The organism is Paenibacillus sp. FSL H8-0079 (assembly GCF_037991315.1).
In the GTDB taxonomy this organism is placed as follows: domain Bacteria; phylum Bacillota; class Bacilli; order Paenibacillales; family Paenibacillaceae; genus Paenibacillus.
The window spans coordinates 2,114,090-2,140,857 of sequence record NZ_CP150300.1 but is presented as its reverse complement, the minus strand read 5'-3'; the positions used below and the strand labels follow the sequence as shown (position 1 = coordinate 2,140,857).

General features: G+C 48.8%; 23 protein-coding genes. 10 read left to right on the top strand and 13 right to left on the bottom strand.

The genetic code is table 11. The features are described 5' to 3' along the window. Window positions 1-74: 74 nt before the first annotated feature. A complete protein-coding gene (gene citZ, locus MHI06_RS09720) occupies window positions 75-1,187 on the bottom strand; it encodes a citrate synthase (protein WP_340401325.1) in 1,113 nt (370 codons plus the stop codon). Between the two features lie 528 nt (window positions 1,188-1,715). On the opposite strand from citZ, the gene ytvI reads away from it, so the two are divergent. Continuing rightward, window positions 1,716-2,834 carry a sporulation integral membrane protein YtvI gene (gene ytvI / locus MHI06_RS09715; RefSeq protein ID WP_340401324.1) on the top strand — a complete coding sequence of 373 codons (1,119 nt, stop codon included), beginning with the start codon at window positions 1,716-1,718 and terminating at the stop codon, window positions 2,832-2,834. A gap of 95 nt (window positions 2,835-2,929) precedes the next feature. Here ytvI and MHI06_RS09710 read toward each other — a convergent pair whose 3' ends face one another. From MHI06_RS09710 to MHI06_RS09675, 8 genes are all read right to left on the bottom strand, one after another. Next, window positions 2,930-3,328, bottom strand: coding sequence for an FxsA family protein (locus MHI06_RS09710; protein ID WP_340401323.1), 399 nt, complete (start codon window positions 3,326-3,328; stop codon window positions 2,930-2,932). A 7-nt stretch (window positions 3,329-3,335) separates the two neighbouring features. Next, window positions 3,336-3,872 carry a thioesterase family protein gene (locus MHI06_RS09705; RefSeq protein WP_340401322.1) on the bottom strand — a complete coding sequence of 179 codons (537 nt, stop codon included), beginning with the start codon at window positions 3,870-3,872 and terminating at the stop codon, window positions 3,336-3,338. Between the two features lie 104 nt (window positions 3,873-3,976). Then, on the bottom strand, window positions 3,977-5,404 hold the full coding sequence (pyk, locus tag MHI06_RS09700) for a pyruvate kinase (RefSeq protein ID WP_017689492.1): 1,428 nt from the start codon (window positions 5,402-5,404) through the stop codon (window positions 3,977-3,979). A 105-nt stretch (window positions 5,405-5,509) separates the two neighbouring features. After that, window positions 5,510-6,541 carry an acetyl-CoA carboxylase carboxyltransferase subunit alpha gene (locus MHI06_RS09695; protein WP_169478702.1) on the bottom strand — a complete coding sequence of 344 codons (1,032 nt, stop codon included), beginning with the start codon at window positions 6,539-6,541 and terminating at the stop codon, window positions 5,510-5,512. Next, window positions 6,542-7,435 (bottom strand): acetyl-CoA carboxylase, carboxyltransferase subunit beta, encoded by an 894-nt coding sequence (gene accD, locus MHI06_RS09690; RefSeq protein ID WP_036609844.1) that lies wholly within the window; start codon window positions 7,433-7,435, stop codon window positions 6,542-6,544. A gap of 405 nt (window positions 7,436-7,840) precedes the next feature. Beyond that, window positions 7,841-8,029 carry a hypothetical protein gene (locus tag MHI06_RS09685; RefSeq protein WP_017689496.1) on the bottom strand — a complete coding sequence of 63 codons (189 nt, stop codon included), beginning with the start codon at window positions 8,027-8,029 and terminating at the stop codon, window positions 7,841-7,843. Window positions 8,030-8,311: 282 nt separating this feature from the next. Then, window positions 8,312-8,803 (bottom strand): phosphatidylglycerophosphatase A, encoded by a 492-nt coding sequence (locus tag MHI06_RS09680; protein WP_062833545.1) that lies wholly within the window; start codon window positions 8,801-8,803, stop codon window positions 8,312-8,314. Between the two features lie 299 nt (window positions 8,804-9,102). Then, window positions 9,103-13,248: a DNA polymerase III subunit alpha gene (locus MHI06_RS09675; protein ID WP_340401321.1), complete on the bottom strand. Its 4,146-nt coding sequence runs from the start codon at window positions 13,246-13,248 to the stop codon at window positions 9,103-9,105. A gap of 266 nt (window positions 13,249-13,514) precedes the next feature. On the opposite strand from MHI06_RS09675, the gene MHI06_RS09670 reads away from it, so the two are divergent. The 3 genes from MHI06_RS09670 to MHI06_RS09660 all read left to right on the top strand — a co-directional run bounded on the left by MHI06_RS09670 (window position 13,515) and on the right by MHI06_RS09660 (window position 14,779). After that, a complete protein-coding gene (locus MHI06_RS09670; RefSeq protein ID WP_026081169.1) occupies window positions 13,515-13,844 on the top strand; it encodes a YtrH family sporulation protein in 330 nt (109 codons plus the stop codon). Window positions 13,845-13,865: 21 nt separating this feature from the next. Continuing rightward, window positions 13,866-14,354, top strand: coding sequence for a hypothetical protein (locus tag MHI06_RS09665; RefSeq protein WP_017689500.1), 489 nt, complete (start codon window positions 13,866-13,868; stop codon window positions 14,352-14,354). 83 nt (window positions 14,355-14,437) lie between these two features. Next, a complete protein-coding gene (locus MHI06_RS09660; protein ID WP_340401320.1) occupies window positions 14,438-14,779 on the top strand; it encodes a YtpI family protein in 342 nt (113 codons plus the stop codon). A 145-nt stretch (window positions 14,780-14,924) separates the two neighbouring features. On the opposite strand, the gene MHI06_RS09655 is transcribed toward MHI06_RS09660, so the two are convergent. From MHI06_RS09655 to MHI06_RS09645, 3 genes are all read right to left on the bottom strand, one after another. Further along, a complete protein-coding gene (locus tag MHI06_RS09655) occupies window positions 14,925-16,259 on the bottom strand; it encodes a DRTGG domain-containing protein (protein WP_169478703.1) in 1,335 nt (444 codons plus the stop codon). A gap of 252 nt (window positions 16,260-16,511) precedes the next feature. Next, window positions 16,512-16,796, bottom strand: coding sequence for a hypothetical protein (locus MHI06_RS09650; protein WP_139331819.1), 285 nt, complete (start codon window positions 16,794-16,796; stop codon window positions 16,512-16,514). 99 nt (window positions 16,797-16,895) lie between these two features. After that, window positions 16,896-17,243, bottom strand: a complete 348-nt coding sequence (locus tag MHI06_RS09645) for a YlbF family regulator (RefSeq protein ID WP_169478704.1) — start codon at window positions 17,241-17,243, stop codon at window positions 16,896-16,898. A gap of 236 nt (window positions 17,244-17,479) precedes the next feature. Here MHI06_RS09645 and MHI06_RS09640 point away from each other — a divergent pair, with 236 nt between their 5' ends. The 5 genes from MHI06_RS09640 to MHI06_RS09620 are packed head-to-tail and all read left to right on the top strand — an operon-like array spanning window position 17,480 to window position 23,842. Continuing rightward, the gene (locus tag MHI06_RS09640; protein ID WP_076330330.1) at window positions 17,480-18,847 is read left to right on the top strand and encodes a YheC/YheD family protein; all 1,368 of its coding nucleotides are present in this window, start codon (window positions 17,480-17,482) and stop codon (window positions 18,845-18,847) included. A 50-nt stretch (window positions 18,848-18,897) separates the two neighbouring features. Continuing rightward, window positions 18,898-20,088: a YheC/YheD family protein gene (locus tag MHI06_RS09635; protein WP_340401319.1), complete on the top strand. Its 1,191-nt coding sequence runs from the start codon at window positions 18,898-18,900 to the stop codon at window positions 20,086-20,088. A 60-nt stretch (window positions 20,089-20,148) separates the two neighbouring features. After that, the gene (locus MHI06_RS09630; protein WP_340401318.1) at window positions 20,149-21,522 is read left to right on the top strand and encodes a YheC/YheD family protein; all 1,374 of its coding nucleotides are present in this window, start codon (window positions 20,149-20,151) and stop codon (window positions 21,520-21,522) included. After that, window positions 21,522-22,628, top strand: a complete 1,107-nt coding sequence (locus MHI06_RS09625) for a YheC/YheD family protein (RefSeq protein ID WP_169478707.1) — start codon at window positions 21,522-21,524, stop codon at window positions 22,626-22,628. Before MHI06_RS09630 ends, MHI06_RS09625 begins: the two co-directional genes overlap by 1 nt. A 35-nt stretch (window positions 22,629-22,663) precedes the next feature. Beyond that, window positions 22,664-23,842: a YheC/YheD family protein gene (locus tag MHI06_RS09620; RefSeq protein WP_340401317.1), complete on the top strand. Its 1,179-nt coding sequence runs from the start codon at window positions 22,664-22,666 to the stop codon at window positions 23,840-23,842. A 95-nt stretch (window positions 23,843-23,937) separates the two neighbouring features. Here the strand turns inward: MHI06_RS09620 and MHI06_RS09615 are convergent, their stop codons facing one another. Then, window positions 23,938-24,630, bottom strand: coding sequence for an HAD hydrolase-like protein (locus MHI06_RS09615; protein ID WP_340401316.1), 693 nt, complete (start codon window positions 24,628-24,630; stop codon window positions 23,938-23,940). 293 nt (window positions 24,631-24,923) lie between these two features. Between MHI06_RS09615 and MHI06_RS09610 the strand changes: the two genes are divergently transcribed. Beyond that, the gene (locus tag MHI06_RS09610; protein WP_340401315.1) at window positions 24,924-26,642 is read left to right on the top strand and encodes a methyl-accepting chemotaxis protein; all 1,719 of its coding nucleotides are present in this window, start codon (window positions 24,924-24,926) and stop codon (window positions 26,640-26,642) included. Window positions 26,643-26,768 lie beyond the last annotated feature (126 nt).

The window sequence follows — 26,768 nt, the reverse complement described above, 5'->3', positions numbered from 1 at the left end:
AGAGCCCAAGCAAGTAACGCCCCTGCTTTCCAACCCTTCACCTCGTCCTTATTATTATACTGGTTTTGCGGCTATTAGCGAAGTTCAATAGAAACGTATTTCTGTTCAGTAGGGCCTGTGTACTCCGCACGTGGACGAATGATGCGATTGTCCGCAAGCTGTTCCAAAATGTGCGCAGTCCAACCAGACACCCGGCTGATGGCAAAGATCGGCGTAAACAATTCCTGTTGAATCTCCAGTTGGGTATATACAGAAGCAGAATAGAAGTCTACGTTTGGCTTCAGTCCTTTTTGTCCTGTAACCAGTTCCTCGATCTTCACAGACATATCATACAGACGTGTGTCATTGTTCAGCTCGCCCAGTTCTTTGGACATCTTCTGCAGATGTTTGGCACGTGGATCACCGTTTTTGTATACGCGATGTCCAAAGCCCATAATCTTTTCACGGTTGTTCAGTTTTTCCTGAATTGCCGCTTCCAGACGATCAGGCGTACCGATCTCATTCAGCATTTTCATAACGGCTTCATTCGCACCGCCATGCAGTGGTCCCTTCAGTGCGCCAATGGCGGAAGTTACACCTGAATAGATATCCGACAGTGTCGCAACCGTTACACGGGCTGCAAATGTCGAAGCGTTCAACTCGTGATCCGCATGTAGGACAAGCGCTTGGTCCAATGCTTTTACTGCGGTCTTTGATGGTTCTTCACCAGTCATCATATATAAAAAGTTCTCTGCGATGGAAGCGCCTTCTTTTGGAGCCACAGGTTCTTTGCCCTGACGAATACGGGCGATGGCTGCCACAATCGTTGGCAACTGTGCTTGCAACTTAACGGCTTTGTTCTCATTCGCTTCCGTTGTCATCTCATCCGCTTGCTCGTCATACAGTGCAAGTGCAGAGATTGCGGAACGAAGTGCTGCCATGGTGCTGACGTTTTTCGGATACAATTGGATTTGTGCAATCAACTCGCTCGGAATCGGCGCGTAATCGCTCAGGCTTTTGCGAAGGGATTTCAGTTCATCTGTTGTCGGCAATTTACCAAACCACAACAAATAGGCAACTTCTTCAAAGCTGGCATGTTCAGCCAAATCGTCGATATCGTAACCACGGTATGTAAGCACACCGTCTACAATAGAGCTGATCGAAGAGGTTGTTGCAACGATGCCTTCCAGACCTTTGGTAGCTGTCATATTACATCTCTCCTTTAATAAGCGAAATCAGGAACCATTCCAGAGTGTCATATAAGTGCCAAAATGCACCTATCCTCTTTTTGTAAACATTTTCATTTTGAAATTACCAAATAATCCAAAATACGGTTTTCCTATCTGTCAATCGGTATTTACTTATAACATCATACTGGATTTTGTCGTTTATGTGAACATGATGAGAGATCATTCGCACATCAAACTTCTTTATCGGTCCGATAAAGCATTTTTGAAAGCCTTTACAAAAACAGGGTTGACATTTAATGTTTTTTAACCAATTCTGTCGTATGAAGAACTTTCTGTTGCTATATTCTGTAATACTGAGGCATACTCTAGGCAAAAGAATGATTTGGGTAGAAGCTGTTCAAAAGCCCCTTTGAACAGCTTCTGGTAACATCCCGGCGTTTCAAAATCTTGTAAATGCTCTATATTAATTAAGATAGCCATCTATTTCTAATACTGTTTCATGGATCATACATAGGTCGGCTTAATTGAAATAAGGAGAGTTGATGCTTGGATAGAATTATAATGAAACGTCTGCTCCGCGGCTTATGGGTGATTATTGCGACCGTTCTGATCGCCGTTGCCATATACTTACTGTTTCCGCTCTTATACCCTTTTGCGATCGCCTGGATTATCGCTTACGCCATGAATCCATTGGTGAAGCTGCTTCAGCATCGAGCACGATTCCCCCGCTGGCTGGCTGTGACTCTTTCATTGATCCTTTATTTTGGAGCCATTGCGGTGGTCCTGTCTGCGGCTATTACCCGTATGGTGAAAGAAGTCATTTCACTGACGACAAGCTTCGATCTCCACGTTGATGAGATCAAAGACACGTTTGTGCGCTGGACTCAGAATGACACGATTCAGAGTTTGATTGCGCAGATCAATGAGTTTTACAAGGAAAATCCGAACTACCAGGAAACCATCAACAGCAATATTAGTAAAACGACGGAAACGGTGGGTACAGTCGTGACAGATCTGGTCACCGGATTTTTCAACATGATTCTAAGTCTGCTGACCTCCCTACCTAACATGGGCGCAGTATTAATCGTTGTTCTATTATCTACGTTCTTCATTAGCAAAAGTTGGACCCGGCACAGCATCACCGTCTCAGGTTGGGTACCCTCTTCCATTCGCAAGCCGATATCCGACATATGGACTGACCTAAAGAAGGCACTATTCGGATACGCAAGAGCACAATTGATCATGATCTCGATTACAGCACTATTCGTCATGATTGGACTGCTTATACTGCAAGTCAATTCAGCCTTCACCATCGCTCTGATGATTGGTTTGGTCGATCTGCTTCCTTATCTGGGTGTCGGTCTGGTCATGGTACCTTGGGCAGCATATCTATTTATGAATGGGGATCTGTATCTGGGGATTGGCATTAGTGTTATCTATCTTATTTTGCTGATTGCCCGTCAGATTATTGAACCCAAGGTACTTGCCAGCAGTGTAGGCCTCGACCCGCTCGCCACGCTGGTTGGCATGTTCGTAGGTTTGAAGCTGTTCGGTGTACTGGGTTTGATTATTGGTCCTGTCAGTCTGGTCATCCTCGATGCATTCAATCGAGCTAACGTATTACGCGACCTCAGAACATACATCATCAACGGACGTGTCCGATGAGGCATGACCATATGAGCACGCAGGAAAACCAGAAAAAGGCTCGCTCAACAGAAATTATCTGCTGAGCGGAGCCTTTTTGCATAACAACTAGTTCCTCATTTCGGACGACGATAGAACGTGATGTTGCCACTTTTCATTTTCTTCTCCAGCCAACCCAGGAAGAACAGACGGTATACCGGACGTGTTAATGGAAACACCAGTGTAAACCCGATCAGATCCGTTACAAAGCCTGGAATCAAGAGCAAGAAACCACCTACGAAAATAAAAAGACCATCAACCATTTTTCTACCAGGTACCTTGCCGCGCTCCATCTCGGATTTGGCGTCCACAAGTACTTTTCGTCCTTCAAACTGCAACATTGCTATACCAATCAAGGACGTGAGAATCATGAGAAGCAATGTCTTTCCGGCTCCAATCCAGTCACTTATCAGAATGAAACCAAATAATTCAATCACCGGAATGATTAATAGTAAAGCCCACATCCATTTTCGCATTGATGTATTACCCCTTTCCCGAAAGCCACACCTTTTCAAGCGCGCTGTATAGCTCAGAGGCTGCCTTATCCAGCCGAACCGGCTTCCAGTCTCCATTCACCCATACATGCTGGGTAGAACCTGTAACCAGCCGTTCACCGGGGAGTGATTCATCAGCTGACCATACCCTTTCTCCAATCGCCATATGCTCATCAGGTTCTTCAAACATGCGCCTTATGTCGTACTCATAGTTCAGTCGCAGACCACTAAATGCAGCAATACGGGTGAAAATGATAATCTCATCATCATATCGGGCAGGTTTGTGATACTTCACATCCAGTCCGGTTACGGGAAGCAGTAACCCCTGTTCCTCCATTTTACGATATGTATACCCCATTTGGCGAATCATCTCAGTACGACCGATTTCAAACCAGTTCAAATAGTTCGCGTGATAGACCACGCCCATCTGGTCACTTTCTTGATAGCGTACACGAAGACGTGCCGCATACCAGCTACCGTTGATCTGTTCTTGCACGTTATCGGCCTCCTTCGCTCTACCATTCATACGTGTTACGTCCCTGTAAAGTGTCATTAAGATGGAAAAAAAGCAACGGGACAATAACGCCCCATTGCTTCTTTCCTGTTGCTGCTTCTCCATCCAAAACGCAATTAAGCGTTGTTTGGAATTTGGCTTACTTTAATCAGGTTCGTAGAACCGGAACGTCCCAAAGGTACACCTGCTGTGATCACAACGAGGTCTCCTTCTTTAACAAGTCCGGATTTCACGCCGCCTTCAATTGCATTTTCGAACAAAGCATCCGTGGAATCAACCAGTCTTCCTTTTACAGGAGTTACACCCCAAGCCAGAGCCAAACGACGGGAAGTTCTGTCTTCCGTTGTCACAGCGATGATTGGAGATTCTGGACGATACTTGGAAATCATGCGTGCAGTGTGTCCTGATTCAGTCGAAGTAATGATCGCTTTCGCGTTCAAATCTTGAGCTTGGAGGGCAACTGATTGGCTGATTGCTTCTGTAACGGTTGTTTGTTGAGCAACACGTTGTTTCAGGTACAACTCTTGGTAAGGCAGAGCAGATTCTGCTTTTTCAGCAATACGGGACATGGTCAGAACGGATTCAACTGGGTATTTACCCGCAGCTGTCTCACCGGACAACATGATTGCGTCCGTACCGTCGAAGATCGCATTCGCCACGTCACTTGCTTCCGCACGTGTTGGACGCGGGTTACGCTGCATGGAATCCAGCATTTGTGTAGCTGTGATAACCGGTTTACCTGCAACATTACATTTTTGGATCATGCGTTTTTGTACCAATGGTACTTCTTCCGCAGGAATCTCAACACCCAGGTCTCCACGAGCAACCATCAGGCCGTCAGACACTTCAAGGATTTCATCGAGGTTGTCGACACCTTGTTGGTTTTCGATTTTGGAGATGATTTGGATATGTCCAGCATTGTGTTTTTCGAGCAATTCACGAATCTCAAGTACGTCACTCGCTTTACGAACAAAAGAAGCCGCGATGAAATCGACACCTTGCTCAATACCGAATACGATATCGTTAGCGTCTTTTTCAGTGATACCCGGCAGAGAAATGGCAACGCCCGGAACGTTAACACCTTTTTTACTTTTGATCGAACCACCGTTAACGATACGGCATTTGATCTCGGTGCCTTGCACTTCCACCACAGTCAGTCCGATCAGACCGTCGTCGATCAGAATTGTAGATCCCGGTTCAACATCATTCGGAAGATCTGTATACGTAATGGAAAGACGTTCTTTGGTGCCCAGAATTTCTTCTGTTGTCAAAGTGATGTACTCGTCTTGAACCAATTCAATCGGCTCAACTTCGAGTTTACCTGTCCGAATTTCCGGTCCCTTGGTGTCCAGCAGGATCGCTACTGTTTTGTTCAACTCTTCGCATGCTTGGCGAATCGCAATGATCCGTCCGCCGTGCTCATCGAAATCACCGTGGGAGAAGTTCAGACGGGCCACATTCATACCGGCCATAATCAATTTTTTGGTGTTCTCCAGTGATTCACTGGATGGACCAATGGTACATACAATTTTCGTTTTGCGCATTTTGGGTTTCCTCCGATTTTAAAGGTATATCTCTTTATCTATTTTTCTTTTTCCAACTATTAAATTTACTATACTTTTACTCATTTGTATAGGAAATTCGTCACATTATTCAGCATTTCCCGACAAATTACTCGCCACATCGACTTCTACAGGCTCTTGAGGGGCTTCAATGGGCGCTTGAGGTTCAAACGTGACCGATCCAATTTTACGGAATTTCTCATAACGATCCTGTTTCAGCTGATCCCCGCTCCAACCCTTCATCTCGTCGAGATGACGGACCAGAGCTTCGCTGATGAAAGCAGCAGACGCTTCATAATCCCGATGAGCACCGCCGCGTGGCTCAGGGATAATATCTTCAATGACTTCCATCTCCAGGAGGTCTTTGGCTGTTATTTTCATCGCTTCAGCCGCCTGATCTGCCTTGGATGCATCTTTCCAGAGAATCGAAGCAGCCCCGTTCGGAGAGATCGCAGAATAGATCGCATGTTCCAGCATCAACACACGATTACCCACAGCCATAGCGAGGGCACCGCCGCTTCCACCTTCGCCGATGACCACAACAATAACAGGGACCGAAAGTTTCGCCATTTCCATCAGGTTGCGAGCAATAGCTTCCGATTGACCTCTCTCTTCTGCAGTATTACCCGGATACGCCCCTTTAGTATCAATAAACGTAATAATAGGACGGCCAAATTTGTTCGCTTGTTTCATCAGACGCAGCCCTTTTCGGAAACCTTCCGGATGAGCGCTCCCGAAAAAGCGGGCGATATTATCCTTCGTATCTTTCCCCCGCTGTTGTCCAATTACCGTTACTGTCTTTCCATTCAACTTGGCAAGCCCACCAACAACCGCAAGATCGTCTCCGAACATGCGGTCACCGTGCAGCTCAATGAAGTCTGTAAATATCAGCTGGATCAGGTCCAGCGCCGTTGGACGCTGCTGATGACGCGCCAGATGCATTTTCTGAGCTGCCGTTATGCCAGTGTAAATCTCTTCTTCAAGTCTATGGTAACGTTCTTCCAGGCGGGCAATCTCGTCCGTGAAGTCGATGCCTTTTTCCTGTCCAAACTGTACGAGTTCATCAATCTTTTTGCGCATCTCAACCAGAGGCGCTTCATATGGCAACTCACCCGCCATTTAGACCCCTCCTTTTTCACTATGCATATCCAGAAGCTTGCCAAGAGTGGCCCGTAGTTCTTTCCGGTGTACAACCATGTCCAATTGACCGTGTTGCATATTAAATTCAGCCGTTTGGAAATCATCAGGCAACTTCTGACGGATCGTCTGTTCGATAACGATTCTGCCGGCAAAACCAAATACAGCGCCAGGTTCGGCAATATTAATATCGCCCAGACTCGCAAAACTTGCCGAGACTCCACCAGTCGTTGGGTCCGTAATGACCGAAATGTACAGCCCGCCCTGTTCATCCAAACGGGATAAAGCTGCGCTTGTTTTGGCCATTTGCATCAGACTGAGAATACTCTCCTGCATCCGTGCACCACCTGATGTGGAGAAAATAATCAATGGCAAGCGTTTCTCTGTTGCATGTTCAATCGCACGGGTGATTTTCTCCCCTACAACCGAACCCATGCTACCTGTGAAGAAATCAAAACTCATGACAGCCACAACTACAGGCAGGCCATCAATAGTTCCTTCCCCCGTAATTACCGCTTCCTTAAGACCCGATTTCAGGCGCTGTTGTTCCAGTTTGTTGCTATATCCGGGAAAGCCAAGTGGATCAACCGATATCATATCAGCGTCAAACTCAACAAACCCTTGATCATCAAGTACCATAGCAATGCGCTCCATAGCGTTAAGGCGCATATGGTAACCGCAAGCAGGACATACTTTCAGATTTTTCTCCAATTCCTTGCTATATTGAATGGTGCCGCATTTGCTGCACTTGTTCATAAGCCCTTCAGGTATTTCACGTTTTGGGCGTTCTAGGACTTCCTGGCCTTCGCCGGGAAGTGCACGCTCGGAAGGTATGGTAGCGTACTTCCGTTTCTTCTGGAATATATCTTTGAACACAACTACACCTCTCCAGCCGTTGATTTGATGGCCGCAACCTGCAGTGCGCTGCTTGGGGCAGCTTCATCCGCGTGCTACGGTAAACCGCTTACGACCCACACGCTGCCATGGGCCTTGTCCAGCATTCACAACAAAAAAATCCGCCGGTACAGGGCAAGGATCAGCGGCTTCTGTCAGCACGATTGATGTTACCTGCAATAACCGAAAGATTGTTGCGCCGATGTTTGAATCTATCTTGGTAGGGTCTCCGGGAGCAACCAGGTCGGTCCTTGTCCTAACAAAAAAAGAAGGAAGGACAGCAGCATACAATACATGCAAGTCGATTCCTCTCTCCGCTTACGCGATTAGTCCCTTATGTACCGATGGTACTTCTTCATCTGCCAAGGCACGTCGATGTCGAACGAATCAGGAATGCAGAATAGAATTCAACACTTCCTGGACCTCTTCCAATTCCCCAGAAGGGACGCGAATCTCAAATTGCTGCTTGGATAAACTGATGGGACGGGTCTGTACCAGAAAACCTTCTTCCGAAAGCTTGGTCTTGATCTTGTCCGCAACCTTTGCTGTCGGCGCAATGTAAATCACCGTCCACATGCCTTGTCCGCCCCCTAAGCTAATGTTCAGAGCCCGTATATTGGACTAATGATAACATACCTCACTTTTTTTCTGCAAGAAAGGGTTCGGGACCTTTGGGGAGAATTCGGGATCATGAGGGACGTTTGTCCCCCACGAATAACTCATATGGTTGACGAAATCTTATTGTTCATCCCCTTCGATAAGCAGCATCAAGCCTATCAGGGCAGCCTCAGCCGCCCTTGATGACTTCATATGAGCCATTGGAGTGACAACAGCATATACGCATGGAAATGCAGGGGGTTACAGGTCTGAGGGGTATTTTTTGGCTTTAATATTTTTGTGTGCAATCCGGGCAGAAGCGGCAGCCGCCACCCCTGCGACCAGATCATCCAAAAAGACATGAATGGCTGTTGCGTGTTCGTTCAAATCATGAATAACACCTATTTTTTCTTTATCCAGATAACCAAAACTGGTTAAACCGATCATACCATACACATGAGTAATGCCGAGGGCCAGAGTCTCGTCCACTCCATACAGGGATTCATCCGCTTCCATAATAGCCTGTAACGGTTGGGGCAAGAGTTTTTTCTCTGCAAGTTCGTCGAGAGCAATACCGGTATAGAGCGTATATTGCACCTCTCGTTTCTGCAGAACGGATTTCACGCTGGTTACACAGTCGTCCAAGGTCAGTTCGGGGTGGTACCCTTTTTGCAGACGGTATACAATTGCTGCGATGGCATCAATCCGTACACCCCGCCGGGCCAGCATGGCTTCTACGATTTCATATGACATATCTCGACCTCCCGCATCAATCCCCCGAGGACCGCGAGGTCCTTCGGTGTTCTCAAGTGTATGCAGCTACCTGTTAAAATGTTCATAAAATGTGCGGATGGTTGAGGCCAGTAACATCCTGAACATGATATAGGATTGTACATTCAGCTCTGGCCTGTAGCTGGTCTGCAATTCGAATGATTAAACCATTTCGTCAGGGAACCACGCTAAAACAATCACCAAAAAACCTGTTCAGCATTTAGCCAAACAGGTTTCATATTATGGGAATAAGAGCTATCACTCATTTGAGGGACAGCTTTTTATTTAATTTTGACCGTGCCTTCACCCAGCATCTTCTCCATATCGGAGAACAGGGCTGGTGATGGCTTAATCCGATAAGCATCACTCAGCGCAAGCAGCTTCTGTTGTTGCTCATAGAAGAGCACCGTCGCCACAGGTCCGGGATGCTCCTGAAGCAGCTGCTTCAGACGTGCCAGAAGCTCGGGCTTCTCCGCATGCGGGGCGATCTTCACGAACACCCGCTGCTCCACCGCCCGCGGTCCGCGGCTCTGTTCCGGGCTGCCAGCCGCCTCTGCGGCACCGCCGGTCCGGGAAGCCGCCGCCGTGGCTGCGCCCGTACCCGCCGCATCGCTGCGCGTCGCTGCCGAGCCTTGGCTCCCGCTGCTACGCACAGCGGAAGCCTCCCCGCCTGCGCTGCTGCGCTGCGCTTCGGCTCCTGCGCCCGCTGGCCGCCGCGGCGAAGCCGCCTGCGCAGGGCGCGAAGAGCTGCCGCTGCCCGGCTTGCCGCGCCGGTCACGGCTGCGCAGCTGCTGTTCCAGTGCCGCCGGTGACAACGGCGCCACTTCCTCAGCCAGCAGCTTAAAGCCTTCGTCCTGCTGCTGCACTTTGGCACGCACGACGAGCAGTTCACCTTTCCCGACATGCTGCTGGCTACGCCGCCATACCTCGGGAAAGAGAACCACTTCGCAGCGTTCAATCTGGTCTTCCAGCTCCATGAACGCCATGGCTTTGCCCTGTTTCGTCGTAATCGACTTCACGGACACAACCATTCCCGCAGCGACGGTCATCGTGTCGTCAGCCGCCTCGGTCAGCTCCATGATCCGGTCAGCCCCACTCGATTCCAGCACATCTTCATAGTCATCCAGCGGGTGCCCGGAAAGATACAAACCTAACAACTCACGCTCTAGCTCCAGTTGCTGCCCTGAGGAATAAGGGGGAATTTCCGGATATTCGATCTCCCAGTTCGGTGTCTCAACGAAGTCGAACAATTGAATCTGCAGATCCTCACGTTCCTTACGCCATTTCAGTGCGGCTTCAACCGTCTCATCCAGCATCGCCAGCAATTGGGCCCGGTGTCCAGGCAATGAGTCAAAAGCGCCTGCCTGAATCAGCGATTCAATCACACGTTTGTTGCAAACACGTAAGTCCACACGACGACAAAAATCGAGCAAACTGTCGAATGGTCTCTCCTGCCTTACGATCATGATGCTTTCCATCGCCTGGGTACCGACATTTTTCACAGCGGCCAGACCAAATCGGATTGCACCCGTTAATTTTTCCTTATCTTTATCCTCATTTGCATTAGACACTGCATCGTTTTTCTCCACAGAAGACAGTTCACCTTGCTCCGTGTGCGAAGAAGACGCTTCTTGCCCCTGGTCATTACGATTTTCCGTTGAAGCAGCCGTCACCAATCCCGGTTCCTTCCGATTGTCGGATGCCTCAGGCATGGATGTCGCTGCTTGCCACTCATATCCGCCACTGTCCTCTTCCGGTCCAGGACCGGGATCATCCGGCAGAGGTGCTTCACCATATTCGGCCTGTCCCGAATAACCATTATGCTCATGAACGGGATGTTCGTCGAAGGAACTTCCGTTACTGTTCCCGGCATGTTCTTCGGCAAGGCTTCCGGTATCACTCTCTGCATCTGCTCCCGCAGTCTGCTTCGCTACATTACTCTGATCCCCGTTTTCTGCGCTGTCAGTCGGCACAAATACAGGCGTAAACAGAATACCGCTCTCATTCACATCCGGCGGAAGCACCTCCATGTCCATACGTCGACACTCCACCACGTACTCTGCCACTTTACGATGGCTGCCCATCACTGCTGTCAGCATGGATGCCATAAAATGCACCGGATAATGTGCCTTCAGATAAGCCGTCTGGAACGCGAGCACACCATATGCCGCGGCATGAGCACGCGGGAAGCCATAATTGGCAAACTTGACGATCATATCATAGACCAGGTCTGCTTCTTCTTCGCTATACCCTTGTTTCAGACTGCCCTGTACAAAGTGTCCACGCTCCAGATCCAGCACTTCCCGTTTCTTCTTGGAGACCGCTCTGCGAAGCAAATCCGCTTCACCCAGCGAGAAACCCGCCATCCGTGAAGCAATCTGCATGATCTGTTCCTGATACACAATGATTCCGTACGTATCTTTCAGGATAGGCTCCAGATCCACATGCGGGTAATCCACTTCGATCTGTCCATGCTTGCCCTGAATGTATTTCGATATGAACTCCATTGGCCCCGGACGATACAACGCTAACACGGAGATCACATCTTCAAATACACTTGGCTTCAACTCTTTCAGCACACGGCGTACCCCGGCAGATTCCAGTTGGAATATGCCCATCGTGTCACCACGGCCAAGCATCTCATACGTTAACGCATCATCATCGGGGATAAGACGGAAGTCCGGAATTTCTCCATGTTCCCCAATCCAGCGCACACATCGCTCAATGATCGAGAGGGTACGCAGACCCAAAAAGTCCATCTTAAGTAACCCAATCGACTCCAAGTTTTCCATAGAATACTGGGTTAACGCTGTCCCTTCACTGCCCTCTTGAAGTGGCACCGCATCGGTCAGCGGGTCACGGGAGATAACCACTCCCGCAGCATGGGTCGAAGCATGACGTGGCATGCCCTCGACCTTCATCGCCATATCTAACAGCTCACGTGTCTTAGGCTTGGTTTCATACAGCGCCTTCAATTCAGGCGTAGCTTCCATGGCGCGCTCTATGTTAATGCCGAGCTGCGCTGGAATCAGCTTCGCAGCCTTGTCCACTTCGCCATAAGGCACATTCAGTGCTCGCCCAACATCACGCACAGCTGCCCGTGCAGCCATCGTTCCAAACGTGATAATCTGGGCGACATGGGCTTTGCCATATTTATGCGCCACATAATCAATGACCTCATCCCGCCGCTCATCGCTGAAGTCAATATCAATATCCGGCATGGAGATCCGCTCAGGATTCAGGAATCGTTCAAAGAGCAGGTTGTATTTCATCGGATCAACATCGGTGATGTGCAACGTGTACGCTACCAGACTACCTGCCGAGGAGCCACGGCCTGGTCCAGTAACAATGCCTTGTTTATGCGCATAGGCGATAAAATCCCAGACAATCAGGAAATAATCCGAGAACCCCATGCTGTCGATCACACCCAGTTCATACGCCAGGCGTTGTTCGAGTTCGGATCGAAGCTGCGCGTCTGTCCAACGTGTGGACTCCGCATAACGCTCCTCCATTCCTTCTTCGCACAGCTGACGCAGATACGCCGAAGGGCTGAGTCCATCGGGAAGTGGTCTGTATTCCGGCAAAATCGATTTGCCGAATTCCAGCTCCAATTCACAAGACTCCGCAATGCGGACGGTGTTGGCCAGAGCCTCGGGCACATGAGGAAACAAACGAGCCATCTCTTCTTCACTTTTCAGATAGAGCTGGTTGGTTCCAATCCGAAGCCGAGTCTCGTCATCTACGGTCTTGCCTGTTCCGATACAGATCAGCACATCCTGAAGCTCTGCATCCTCTTCCGACAGATAATGCGCATCATTGGTCGCTACAAGTGGAATCTCAAGCTCAGCAGCTAGTTTGATCAACTGCGGATTTACCCTTTTTTGCTCGGAAAGCCCATGATCCTGAAGTTCCAGATAGAAGTCGGCACCAAAGATATTTTTGTAGCGTAACGCCGCACGTCTTGCCTCTTCTTCTCGTCCATGCAGCAGATGCTGTGGTACTTCACCGCCCAGACATGCACTGAGGCAGATAATGCCCTCGTGATGGGCAGCCAAGCTTTCCATATCTACACGTGGTTTGTAATGAAAACCTTCGAGATGTCCAATCGAGCATAATTTCATCAGATTACGGTAACCCGTCATGTTTTTCGCCAGCAAAATCAAATGATGAATCGGTTGATCCTTGCGACTTCCCCGCTCTTTACGGGACCCTGCTGTCATGTATGCCTCGCAACCTATAATCGGCTTAATGCCTCGTTCCATACATGCTTTATAAAAAGGAATTGCACCATACATCACGCCATGGTCGGTCAGTGCGAGTGTTGTCATTCCAAGATCTGCAGCCTTATTCACGAGATCCGGAATACGCGCAGCGCCGTCCAGCAAACTGTATTCGCTGTGAACGTGCAAATGCACAAAAGAACTCATGTTTTTTTCTTCCTTTCGCCGCAGATAGTCGCAGCATCGATCTTCTGATCCGTCTACTGCCCTATCTCTCTCATATATATGAATTAAATAAATAAAAAAATGGAATCACCTATTAAAATTCGTGACAACCTCTTAAAAGGAGACTTTATTATTCTATTTTATCATAACGTTCGGGGGCACGCCCATACAATAGAAGTACAAGCCGCTCCCCCTGTGACAGACCGAAGACAGGAGGTGTGCTGCTGGGTCTGAAAGGGGTGTTGCCAATGAGCACATTTTTATCCAAAGCCATTCTTGATTTCTTTATTGCGTTTGGGATCGTGCTGGGCGGCGCGATGATCGGAGGGATCGGAGCGGTGATCTCGCTTCAGCCTCCGACACAGACGATGCTCGATATTTCCGGGAAAATAAAGATATGGGCACTCGCAGCTGCTGTCGGTGGCACCATCGATCCCATGCGTGTCATCGAGAGCAATTTTCTGGATGGTAACCTGTCTCCGGCGGTCAAACAAATCCTGTATCTGATCTCTGCTTTTATGGGCGCGCATATGGGAACGGAACTCGTGAAATGGGTGTGCGGCGGAGGCCGGAGCTAGCATGAGACAGGAACAGCGTTCATGAGAATTCCGCCATTCTCCCGTTACCGCCCGCTGATGCGAATGACCGCTGTATTTGTTCTGGGAATGATCGCTGGATGTGTCGTCTACAACGGTGTATTTCACCTGAGTTACAATGCGTTGTGGCTGAACAATCAGGAGCTGCAGCTTCAGCTGCATCAGAATGAGGAGGATATCAAAACGCTGAAAAAATACAGTAAACGCCAAACCGTTATCAAGGAAATCAAGGTCCGTGCTGAAGAATCGGATAAGGGGCCGGACGAGGCTTCTCTGAAAGTGATGTTACAGAAACTAGGGGACGAACTTGAGGTACTGCGGGGCAGAGATGTATTCAACATCGATGAGTATAGCAAAATGACGCGAATTATGCTGAATCAGAAAGTGTATTCTGTCAGGGAAAAAGAGTACACCGTTCAGGTCAAAACAATGCTGGTTATGGAAGGCGTACTGCAAGTCTGGGTACAGATTCGCATGCACGTTCCTGCGTAATATCAAAAAAACTGCGCTTGTCTTCATCGCTGCATGATACAATAAGGGCAGTAAATGCTTTCCAGAAAAGGAGCTGCGTCTTGGTGTTCATCGATGTACTCAAATATGCTCTAATCGCTATCTTTGCTGTTGCCATGGTCTTTGCAGCTCTGAACAGCATTCGTTCACGCAGAACCTCGGATGCTGCCAGCGCTGGTCTTTACCGCTCCTGGACGAATATCTGGATGGGTGGCATGCTCATCGTGCTTGCGCTAATCCTGATGTTTGTCTTCACGGGTTCCACGTTATCTGTGGTTGTGGAAGCGCTTTTTCTAATTATGGGTGCATACAATGTATTCGCCGGAATACGTAACCGCAGTTACTATGCCAGACTTCAACAACGGTCCAGTAATGGATCGGGTAAAACCTCCGGACAATCTGCATGATATTGTGAAGTACAATCATTGTATCTGCAAAAAGAGAGTACTGCCCTACATCAAGCGAAGCCTGAACCGCGATTTCAGCGGAACTCAGAAGTGCTTCTCGATCAGGGCGTACTCTCTTTGTCTATGCCTGGAATCATTCGCCCGATTAGGCATGGTCAATGGATTGCAATGTCATCACCGCTTTGCATACCACACTGCCTTCACGAGTAACTACAATGTCCATCTTGCATGTACGACGGCTCGTTTCCAGAATAACCGGTCGAACCAGAATCTGATCCTCAATCTGTACCGGTCGAACAAAATACGTCGTCACATTATCCACCACATGGTCGTTCCCTGTAACATCCCAGGCTGCCCGCCGGCCGGCCTGGGTCATCACATTCAACAGAACACCTTCCGAGATCGTGCCCAGGTCCGTCGCCATCTGTGGGATGATGAATCCGTGAAATAACAGTTCATTCTGTTCTCCGCGTTCCTCAGCAAACCCATTCCAGATCAGATGATCAAACGTCTCGCCCAGTTGGGGCTGCTTCTGTGCATCCCGCATGGCCTGAAGCACTTCCTTGCGTGTGACGGAAGCAATCAGTTTGCGGTTACGGTCCACGATTGGCAGAAAGTCGATGCCTTCCCAGGTCATAATCTGGGCTGCTGAAGCGAGTGAAGTCTGCAATGAGGCCGTAATCGGGCGGCGTATCACACATTTCTCAATACTCTGATCTGCTGTAAGTTCACTGACATCCTTAAGACTCACAATGCCAATGACCCGGTTCCATTCATCCACGACCGGGAAGCGGTGTTCACCCGTCTCCGACACCAGCATATGAAAATCTGCGGCTGAACTGGTGACCTTGAGCACCTGCAAGCGAGGTTTCTGACCGATAATATCCTCAACAAGCATAATTTTTTTCTTAATCAGCCGGTCGAAGATCGCACGGTTAATCATTGAAGCCACCGTGAACGTATCATGTCTGGATGAAATAATCGGTAGTCCAAGCTCATCAGCCATAATTCTTACTTCACGACTTGTCCCGAAACCACCTGTAATCAACACGCCCGCTCCCTGTTCGAGGGCAAGGGAATGAGCGTCCTCCCGGTTACCTACAATCAGCAAACTCCCAGCGTCAATATAACGGGCCATCGCCTGTTCTTTCATCGCACCGATCACATACTTGTGCAGCGGTTTGGCGAGGCCGTCGTTTCCGCCCAACACATGGCCCTCCACAATGGTCACGACATCCGCAAAGGTCAATTGTTCCGACATGCCCCGGGGTCTCTTCTCGATCCGCACGGTCCCAATTCGTTCCTTGGTCACGACCAGCCCGAAGTTCTCCGCCTCTTTCACCGCACGATAAGCTGTACCTTCACTTACGCCCAGCTCCCGTGCAAGTCCACGTACCGATATTTTACTGCCAACCTTCAGTTGTTCAATATGTTGAAGTAACTGTTCATGCTTCGTTACGTTCTCTTCTTGTCCGTCCATCTGTACCACCCCCGAAGATGCATCTGTACTATACTGTATCTATTATAACACGCCCTTAGGAAAATAACCCCATCTCCTACCCCATTCTCCTAGGGAAATCCACCGCTTGAATTCAATCATCCGATTGATCTCTAATCTTATATGTACACAAAAGACCGGACCCCCTGATATGAAGGGGAATCCGGTCTTTTTTCCAGAGACAGAACCGAATCTGTCGGCCCTGCCCTGGCATACTGAATGTAATTCTATTCCTTATACAGACTTGCTCCGCTCCTGCTTGTCCAGCAGTTTCATTTCCCACTGCCGCAGCTTCGCCCGCCGAACGGCTTCCAGTGCGCGTTTCTTCTCTTCATCCACACCGAGAATAAAATGCAGATGTGCACCCACGATTAATAAAGAGAACAGCACCCATACGATGCCAAAAATATTAACCCAGTCCATTCCTCCAGCAAAGGAAATCCGCGGCAGTGCAATGACCAGCATCGACAACGCGATAAGCAGATAGATCACATGTTTTGCTTTTTTCAACCTCTTCACCATTCACAGCTCCTTCGTTCTTGATCGACTCTATATGTCTAGTCTATGAACGATAAGCAGCTAATATGAAAGGTTCAGCTAAAAAAACAAGACAAGCATTTACGCTTCAGCGCCACCGTACAGATGACCCAGACTGTCTGCGATAATTTTGTTCACGTCTTCAATGATGACACTGAGGCGACGCTCTGCATCAAACAAACGACGGATGTTCAGGTTCAAGCTCAATACTTCAAACAGCTTTTCCATTTTCTCCATCTCATCCGGAGCTGGCATATCCCCGCTCATCATGCGTTGTTGCAATTCCATTTGTTGATCACGGAAGTTATCCAGCATTGCTTTTGCATCCGGATCAGTTTCAATCAGCTTCATCGCGGAAGTAATCTCTTCCACCTCGCTGCTTTCTCTTAGTGCTTTGGCCAAATCATTGGCTTTGTCATAAATGTTCACTATTATTCCTCCTCAGATTGGTTTGTTCATCCGTGTTAATACACGCTTTTCTCTCCTGTCAAACAAGGACGATCTGAAACAAGCCTTCGATACCTCGCCCCGAATCAAATGCATTTAATCCATATGGGTCAATCACCAAGGGTTATATGTCCTCATATGATGAAGCACATGCCATGTTCAGATGCCGTTCAACTTCGAGATCAGACATCAAGTTGCCGCCCGGAAGGAGATCCGTGATGTCCACTAAAAAAGTAACGATTCAGGTTACCGGCTCGGGCATCCTGCAGGACGACGTCATCATGCTGGGTGAAGGGGTGCTCAAGGCACTTAAAATCCCTTCAGGAAGGCCGCTTCAGCTGCAATTTGGCTCTTTCCGCCGAGAAGTCACTGTCATTCCGGTACCAAGGTATGACGGACTGCGCATCAATCAAACGGTTGCCAGCAAGACCGGTCTTGTTCCGCGTTCGGTCCTGAGGGTATCCTATCGTTCAGCCAGCCGTACGCTTCGCCTTGGACCCTACATCAGTGTACTGGTTAGCCAGGATTATCCCGATCAGCCCGATCGGCCCTTTGGCTCCATCACGATGTTCTGTCAAGAACTGGTGAACGCCTGCCGTAAGCAAGGCGCCTATGTATCCTTTTTCACACCGGAGGATATTGGAGCGGTAACGGGTTATATGAAGGGCTGGGTGTATGATGACGGCTGGAAAAAGACTGTTCTGCCTGTAGCAGACGTCGTCAATAACCGGCTAACGTCCCGCAAGCTTGAGAACAAACCTAGCGTACAGCATTTTATGAAAGAAGTAAAATCGCTCTACGGCACGCAAACCTTCAATGAAAAGTTTCTGGACAAAAACGAAGTATTTGACGCACTCAAGTCCATTTCAACGCTTAAACGAGTTCTTCCCGAGTCCCATTTACTCAAGACATCCTCCATGCTCAAGACAATGTGCAACCGACATCCGGTTGTATTTCTGAAGCCCGTACGCGGTTCATTGGGCAAAGGCATCATCCGGGTCTCACGTCAGACGGACGGAAGTTTCCTGACTCTGGCGACTGGCGTCGGGGGTACCCGGAAACAAACGTATGCATCTCTGGATAAACTGTATGCCAGTATGTCTGGGAAAATGAAAACAACGCGTTACCAGATCCAGCAAGGGCTGACTCTCATTGATCACAGTGGCAGACCTGTGGATTTCCGTGCGCTCGTGCAAAAAAACCGTACCGGTAAATGGAGTGTAACCTCCATCGTTGCCCGGATTGCAGGCGGGAGTCACTACGTATCCAATCTGGCACGGGGTGGAAGTCTCAGCACCGTGAAGGAAGCCGTTGCCAAAACACAGTTGTCCGGATCGGCCAAAGCTTCCGCATATGCAGGATTGCACACCGCAGCACTGGATATCGCCAAAGGGATCGAAAGTGCCATTCCTGCTCACTTTGGAGAACTTGGTATTGATCTGGCTCTGGACTCCACTGGACGCGTATGGCTGCTCGAAGTCAACTCAAAACCATCCAAGAACGACAATACACCACTGAGTGAGAGCAAGATCCGTCCTTCCGTCAAAGCCATGTTGGAATACTCCACGTACCTGGCCGGGTTTTGAGAAGTCATCTCCTATTGGAAACAAATCTGATAGAGGAGAGGTGCAGCGTAATGTTTCCATCAGCTCAGACAAAAACACTGGCCATTCTGGTACGTGCAACCGAAGGCTCACCTCCCTTCACGGATGAACTTTTCTGCCGTCGTCTCAGTCTGGGGAGTATGCGATATGCCCTTCAGGTTATTGTGATCCCGATATCGGTTGATGCAGCCCATTCTCCCCTGCAATGGGGATATGCCTATCATCAAGGGAAGTGGAAGAAGATCCCTGTTCCTGGAGTCGACCTCATCATGGACCGTTGTCTTCGCCCTCTACCCAGGAACATCAGACAACAGCTTAAAGAACGGATATCGACCAATGGCACAGATCAGCACCGTTATTGGTCTGCTTCCCTGCCAGGAAAATGGGAAGTGCACCGTGTGTTGTCCCGAAATCCTGAATTGCGGGCAAAACTTGCACCGACAACAAGGATCGGATTGCATATCCCCTGGGAAACATGGTTGGAACGTTGGCCCATGGGACTGTTCTTCAAACCTGTATCAGGGACTCATGGCAAGAATACCTTTCGCCTGTCTCAGGGAGCGACGCCAACAACATGGATCGTAGAGGGCCGTAACGCGGATAATGAAAAATTTTGTCTCACCTTCAATCACACTCAGGCCGTATCTTCCTGGTTAGCAGCACATCAGGCTGAGCGCAAGATGATCGTGCAGCCCTATCTGGAGCTTAGCCATCAAGGAAGAGCGTTCGACATACGGGCTTTAATGCAAAAGAACGGGCAAGGTCGCTGGACGTTGACAGGATGTATGGTGCGAGAAGGACCCGAGGGTTCCCTCACGTCCAATCTTCACGGAGGGGGTAGAGCCTACCCTGCCCACGCCTATCTGCTCCAGCGATATGGAACGGTACGCACAGAAGCTCTGCTCAAGAGCATCCGGCAGACTGCCGCTCTTATCCCCACCCTGCTGGAGAGTCGTTTCGGCAGGCTAGCCGAATTGGGGCTTGATTTTGGAGCAGATGCAGAGGGCCAACTCTGGCTAATCGAAGTCAATTCCAAACCAGGCCGCACCTCATTCGCAGAAGCGGGCGACCGACGCATGCATGCCATGACGTATACTCAGCCGCTTGCCTATGCCCGTTACCTGTTGCAACAACATGTTCTCACGGACGTCATTCGTCCAATGAAAATGCCGAATACATCCAGCAAAGCTGGCCTGAAACCCATCCCGATTCACGGCGGCTGAGGCCCGCAGCGCCCGCTTGCCATGGAGCACAAGGATCTTTTCAGGATAGGAGGATAAATCATGAGTTTGACCTTTTGCAATCTGCATTTCACCAAGCAACCGGATAAAGTGGTTTATGTATCCAGCGCTTTAATGAAGAGCCTCAACCTGTCCGGCAAAAAAACGGTGAACCTTCGCTTTGGGCGTGACCGGGTGCCTGCGACGATCAAACCAATCAAAAAGGCAGGTAAACATCTCTATCTCGCCTCAGGTATCCGTAATCTGATGAACGTTCCCAAACGGGGCAGTATTTATCTCCGTAATTTGCAAAATGATGAAGTCCAGTTAGGTCCACTGATCGGCGTACTCTCCGATGGGCCTTCGACAAGCACGAATCCATTCGGTTCCCGTACAGGTTTCATCAAACAGTTACTCCGTGAAGGCAGCCGAAAATCCTATATCTATGCCTTTACTCCAAGGGATATCAATTGGCAAAACGAGACGGTATCCGGTTTTTTTCTGAATGATAACGGAAGCTTCACCCGCAGAACGGTACCTCTGCCTGATGTCGTCTACAACCGGTTGCCGAGCCGCCGTTCAGACTTCTCACCAGCGATTAACCAACTGCGGGAGCGATTTATTCGCCGGAAAATTCCGTTCTTCAACTGGAGCTTCTTCAACAAGTCGGATATCTATACATTGCTGGAGAATGAACCGACAGCAGGACGGTATATCCCTGAATCGATTACCAATCCGTCGGTGGAACAGATGAAAGAAATGCTGGAACGCCATCAGTTTGTCTACTATAAACCTACTGCCGGAAGTCTGGGGAACGGGATCTATCGCCTGACCTATTCACCCAAACGTGGATATTTCGCACGTTATCGCAAAAAAGGCGGTAATGCACTCCTGCGCTTCGGGTCCTTCAACAGTCTGATGCGTATGCTTCAGGGAAGACATGGCAAACAACTTCGCGGATATGTCGTTCAACAGGGAATACGACTGATCGAGATTGATGAATGTCCGATTGATTTTCGTTTTCACATGCACAAAAATGGTAACAACCAATGGGTTGTTGTCGGAATTGGCGCCAAAAAGGCAGGACGTGGCAGCGTCACAACACACATCAAAAATGGCGGCTCCCTAATGACCCCTGAGCAGGCCCTCAGTCGCAACTTCGGCGACCGTTCGGGAGAAGTTCTTCAAAAGGCCAAATCCGTCGCTATTACACTGGCCCAGGCGATTGAAACCCAGCACCAGCATTTGATTGGTGAGATTGGCTTTGATCTGGGCATTGATCAGGAGGAACATGTATGGATGTTCGAAGCGAACGCCAAACCCGGCCGCTCCATTTTCCGTCACCCTTCACTCCGGGTGGAGGGAAAATCGTCGGTGGAGCACATTTTGGAACACTGCCTGTATTTGAGCAAGTTCCGGAAGAAGGAAGACATTTGATGAGCCTTCATGATGATTTCAAACCTGTCATTGCTGTTTTGACCATGCATGATAATCAGCGCATGTTCAGGGGAAATCATCAAAATTTTCAGGATATTCTGCAGACAGGTGAGAGCATGGGATATGTGGTGTACATCGTGACTGTACGGGATCTGAACGTGAGTGGTCCCACCGTCAAAGGATATACGTACAACAAGGGGAGTGGAAAGTGGGTTTCACAGCCTTTCCCCCTTCCCCATGTGCTGTACAATCGTATTCCCAACCGGGAAGACGAAGGAAAACCTTCCGTTCAGCGTAAAATTGACGAATGCATGCAATCGGGAATCGAACTGTATAACCCATTCTTCTTCAATAAATGGAATCTGTTCGAATGGCTCAAAAAATCCAAATCGACTCAGCAATTGATTCCCCATACCCGGCGGATGCGCAGTGCTTCTTCTCTGGGTGCCGTTCTGCGGACACACCCCTATCTGTACCTCAAGCCCGAGAGCGGCAAAGCTGGCAAAGGAATCATGATGCTGAAATTCCAGGAAAAAGAGCGCCTTCCCTATCGACTTAAAATACAGACCACACGGAAAAACACGACCTACAAGACGGCTACACTTGCCAAGTTATGGGCACGAATTCGCAAAGAAACCGGGCATACGCCTTATATCATGCAACAAGGCATTGAACTTGCTTCGTCTCGTAAACGTCCCTTCGATTTGCGTGTTCTTGTACAAAAGAACAGCAAAGGACAATGGAGCGTGACCGGTGTAGGTGCGAGACTTGCTGGCTCCCGCAGCATAACCACTCATGTGCCGCGTGGAGGAAGTGTAGAAGACCCCGAGAAGCTGTTGACCGAACTTTTCGGAGAAGAAACGACAACCACCCTGATGAAACGTGTGAAATCCACTTCATTGATGATTGCAAGACAGGTAGAACGGGGATCGGGTTACACGCTCGGAGAAATGTCCATGGATTTGGGCATTGATGACCTGGGGGAAATCTGGTTCTTTGAAGCCAATGCGAAGCCCATGAAGTTCGATGAACCACAGATCAGGCGGCGGTCACTGGAACGTATATTTCACTACAGCGCTTATCTTGCCCGTCAGTCCAAACGATGATAGACAGGAATACTGCAAAAAGAAGGTGATTGTTTGTGTCCTCACCTGTTCTGGGCATTATGACGTTGTACTTAAATGAACATCGCGCTCTTGAAGAACGAAGCATCTATCGCAGAATGATTCTTGAGGGGCGCAAGCGGGGACTCGATATCTATGTATTCACGCCTGCCGATGTACACCCAGGAGGCAAACAGATTGAGGCGATGGTTTTTCATGAGGAAAAAGGCTGGTCTCGGGAATGGCGATCATTCCCGGATCTGATCTTTGATCGCTGCCGGATTCAGCGTAACCGCAGATTCCAGCAACTGCTTGCTTTTCGGGAGAAATATGGTCACCTGCTCTTTCTGAACAGACCACTGCGTAATAAATGGACCATCCATCAGACCCTTTCGGAAAAAGCCAACTTTCGCGAACACCTGCCGGAAACGGTGTTATTTCAGGATATGTCTGATGTGAACCGCATGCTCAAAGCGTCTTCTCTGGTTTACCTGAAACCCATTAACGGCACCGGCGGACGTGGTATTCTGCGCGTTGAACGCAGCAGTAGCGAGGCGAATACCGTGCTTGTTCAGGGACGGGATCAGAAGCGTCGTATTATCACGCCACGTAAAGTCCATCTATCACGGCTTGGCGCGCTGCTTCAGCACTGGAACATGAAAGACAAATATCTTGTACAGAAGGGCATTCAACTTCAGCTTCCGAATGGACGGGTGCATGACTATCGCATGCTGGTTCAGAAGAACGGCGAAGGACAATGGGAACTTACCGGATGTGCAGGACGCATGGGTGCAGAGAAAAGCGTAACCTCCAATCTGCATGGCGGCGGTCAGGCTGTAGCCATGCATCGTCTCATGAAGCAATGGATCGCTGACGAGGAACTCCGAGCAGAAATTAACACGACTGCAGAGAAGTTTGGCATTGATGTTGCTTCGTTTCTGGAAGATACGTATGGGGACTTATGCGAGCTGGCACTGGATTTGGCGATTGACAAGAGCGGAAGTATCTACCTACTCGAAGTTAATCCCAAGCCTGCACGTGAAGTATTCGCTCGTATCGGTGAGCGTGATATCTATTATAAAGCCATCACCCAGCCGCTGGACTATGCCCTATGGGTATACCGCAACCGGGCCAGTCGCCCGGTTAAACAAATCAAAACCACCCGGCTTGCAAGCAACAGAACATCTGCATTGAAGAAAGCACGCAAAAAGAGATGATCTGTTGATCACGAATAAAAGAGCGCCCAACCCGCTGATACATATCGGGTTGGGCGCTCTCGTATGATTATCGACACACTTAATCGATGACTGGCTTATTCTGCTTCCGCTTCATCATATAGACGCAGCAGTTCCGTAAAATCAGAGATCAGCGCATCCGAGCCTGCAAGCTCCTCATCACGACCGAATCCGGCATAGGCACAGCCGATGACCGTCTGATGGTTCATTTTACCCGCTTCCACATCAGAGGAGCGATCCCCGACCATCCAGGCGTCCTGAATCCGATGTTTCTCCAGCAGGATCTGCACTAAATTGATCTTGGAGGGAGTCTTGTACTGGCCTGCACTATATACCCCTTCAAAGAAAGGCATAATCTCGTGCGCAAAAGCCACACCCTTCACATAGTCCTCCAGCCCGTTACTTGCGACAAAAAGACGCACTCCTTGTTCTTTCAATGCTTGCAGCGTTTCTTTCACGCCAGGATACAATTGAGAACTCCCTTGATCGAGCCCCTCAATCTCCAGTTGAAGCAGCAGTTCGTCTGCACGGCGATGTGCCGCTTCAGACGCCTCAGGCATAACGACTTTCCATATATCTTCGAGCAACATGCCCAAGCTTCCCAGCATCCGTTCCTCTGGTGGGGTTTCTCCTTCAAAATGCCCTTCGGCACGTAATGTATCAAATAACTGCTGGTAAGCTGGCAACAACAGGGTCTCTGTCTGGAACAGCGTACCATCCATATCAAAAATCATCGCTTCCGGTTTGCGCAATACCGTCTCTTTGGTCATGTCCAATGTTCCTTTCGGATTGGGATATGTATATGTAATCTGAATTGTTCCCTTTCCATGATAAACATAACATTTGAACGTGTAAACCAACGATTGTAAAACATCGGAAGCCCTAACCTTATACAAAAATAACTAACGTTATATGATAATTAAACAAACTATGTACAAACAAACTTTCTTTACGTATAATACTAAAAAATAGTACTTTAGACATCCAATCTAAAGACCCAAAAAAAATTATTTTTCCAGTTTTTTCGACATTTACATATACCCCATAGAGAGGAATATTAAACATGAATAAGCGCAGGACCTTCAAAATTTTTTATAAGATTGGATTGGGATATCTACTTGTACTGGTTGTGCTGGCTGGTTGCATTCTTCTGATTCAGAGCAGTACAAACAAGCTTCAAGAGGAACTGGATTTTCTGGTCGATCATGATATGAGAGTACACGCCCTGACTTATGAACTCGAAAAAACCATGGTAGATATGGAGACGGGACAACGCGGTTACGTCATTACTGGTGAGGACAATTACCTCGATCCCTACACCAAAGGAAAAGAAACACTGGGTACTTTCAAAGATGAACTTGCCGTATTAATTTCGGACAACCCGGCCCAAACCGCACTCTTGAAAGACATACATAGTAATATGGAGAGCTGGATCCAGGTCGCTGGGGAACCTGTGATCGCCCTTCGCCAAGCCAATAATACGCAGGCCATTCTAGATTTCTTTGCCGATGACCCGGGTAAACGAGACATGGACCAGATTCGCGCCGCCCTTGCTACGTTTCGTACCAACGAGCTTACGTTGACTGATACCCGTACAGAAGCGCTCAAGCAGAAAAACACAATACTGAACTTGGAACTGTACGGGGCACTTATCGTTGTCGCCATCATCTCGTTCATCACTGCGTTAATTTTGTCCCGCGCCATTGTTAGAAACATCCGTACCGTGAAGCAGGCCCTGAATGACATTGGTTCTTCCAATGGTGACCTGACGCTGCGAATCGCTACGCCGATGAAAGACGAAACTCGTGAACTCGCGGAGTCAGCCAATGTGATGCTCGCTGGTTTGCAGCAAATGATGCTGGACGTTCAGAGCAATGCCATGATTCTGAGCTCAGCGTCGGATCGATTGGATAAAGGGGTCTCCGATAGTCACATTGCCGGAAAAGAGGTTGCCACTGCCATGGAACGCGTCGCTGAAGGCGCTGACGAACAGGTTGCTTTGACTCAAACGATGGTAGCTGCGATGCAGCAATCCCTCACTGGGCTTAATCGTGTCGCCTCTTCGGCAGCTGACGTGGCTGAGCGTGCAGTACGTACCGAATCCATTGCTGTGGATGGGCAACAGCGTATTGATAATGCGGTAGGCAAAATGAGTTCCATTGAGCAATCCTTCCTCTCTGTGCAGGGAGCCATTAACGATATTTCGAAGATGTCTGATCAAGTGATTAATATTGCAGATGCCATGTCAGGAATTGCGAGACAAACCAATCTGCTTGCACTTAACGCCGGAATAGAAGCTGCTCGCGCCGGGGAAAATGGACGTGGATTCGCCGTTGTTGCCTCGGAAATCCGTAATCTTGCAGACCAAAGCGCAACCTCAGCCAAAGAGATCACAAGTATATTGGAAACCGTAGTAGCGGGAGTTCAAAGTACGGTACAGGTGGTTGATGAGAGCACACTTCATGTGAATGAAGGGTTGCAAACCATCGAGGATGCAGGTCATGCTTTTTCAACCATTACTCAGCATATTCATAACCTCAGTGGTGAAGTTCTGGAGGTATCCGCTGTTGTCGAAGAGCTAACTTCTGGCAGTGAGGCCGTAATGAAATCCATTAGCGAAGTATCCGCTGTTGTGGAAGATACGGCATCAGCCACGGAAGAAGTATCCGCAATGACAGAGGAACAACTTGCTTCTCTCCAGGAAATGTCTGACACATCCAAACAGTTAAATGAAATGTCCGATGCGCTTGATCAACTGGTTAAACGATTCAAGCTTGCGTAATCCGACTCAACCTACTGATCGAGTATCTATACAGCTATATCCGTTGCATTTAGCCAAAGGAAAGAAGCATCGCAGACAGGCTCACACGAGCCTCTGCGATGCTTCTTTGTGTTAAGGAGAGCTGAA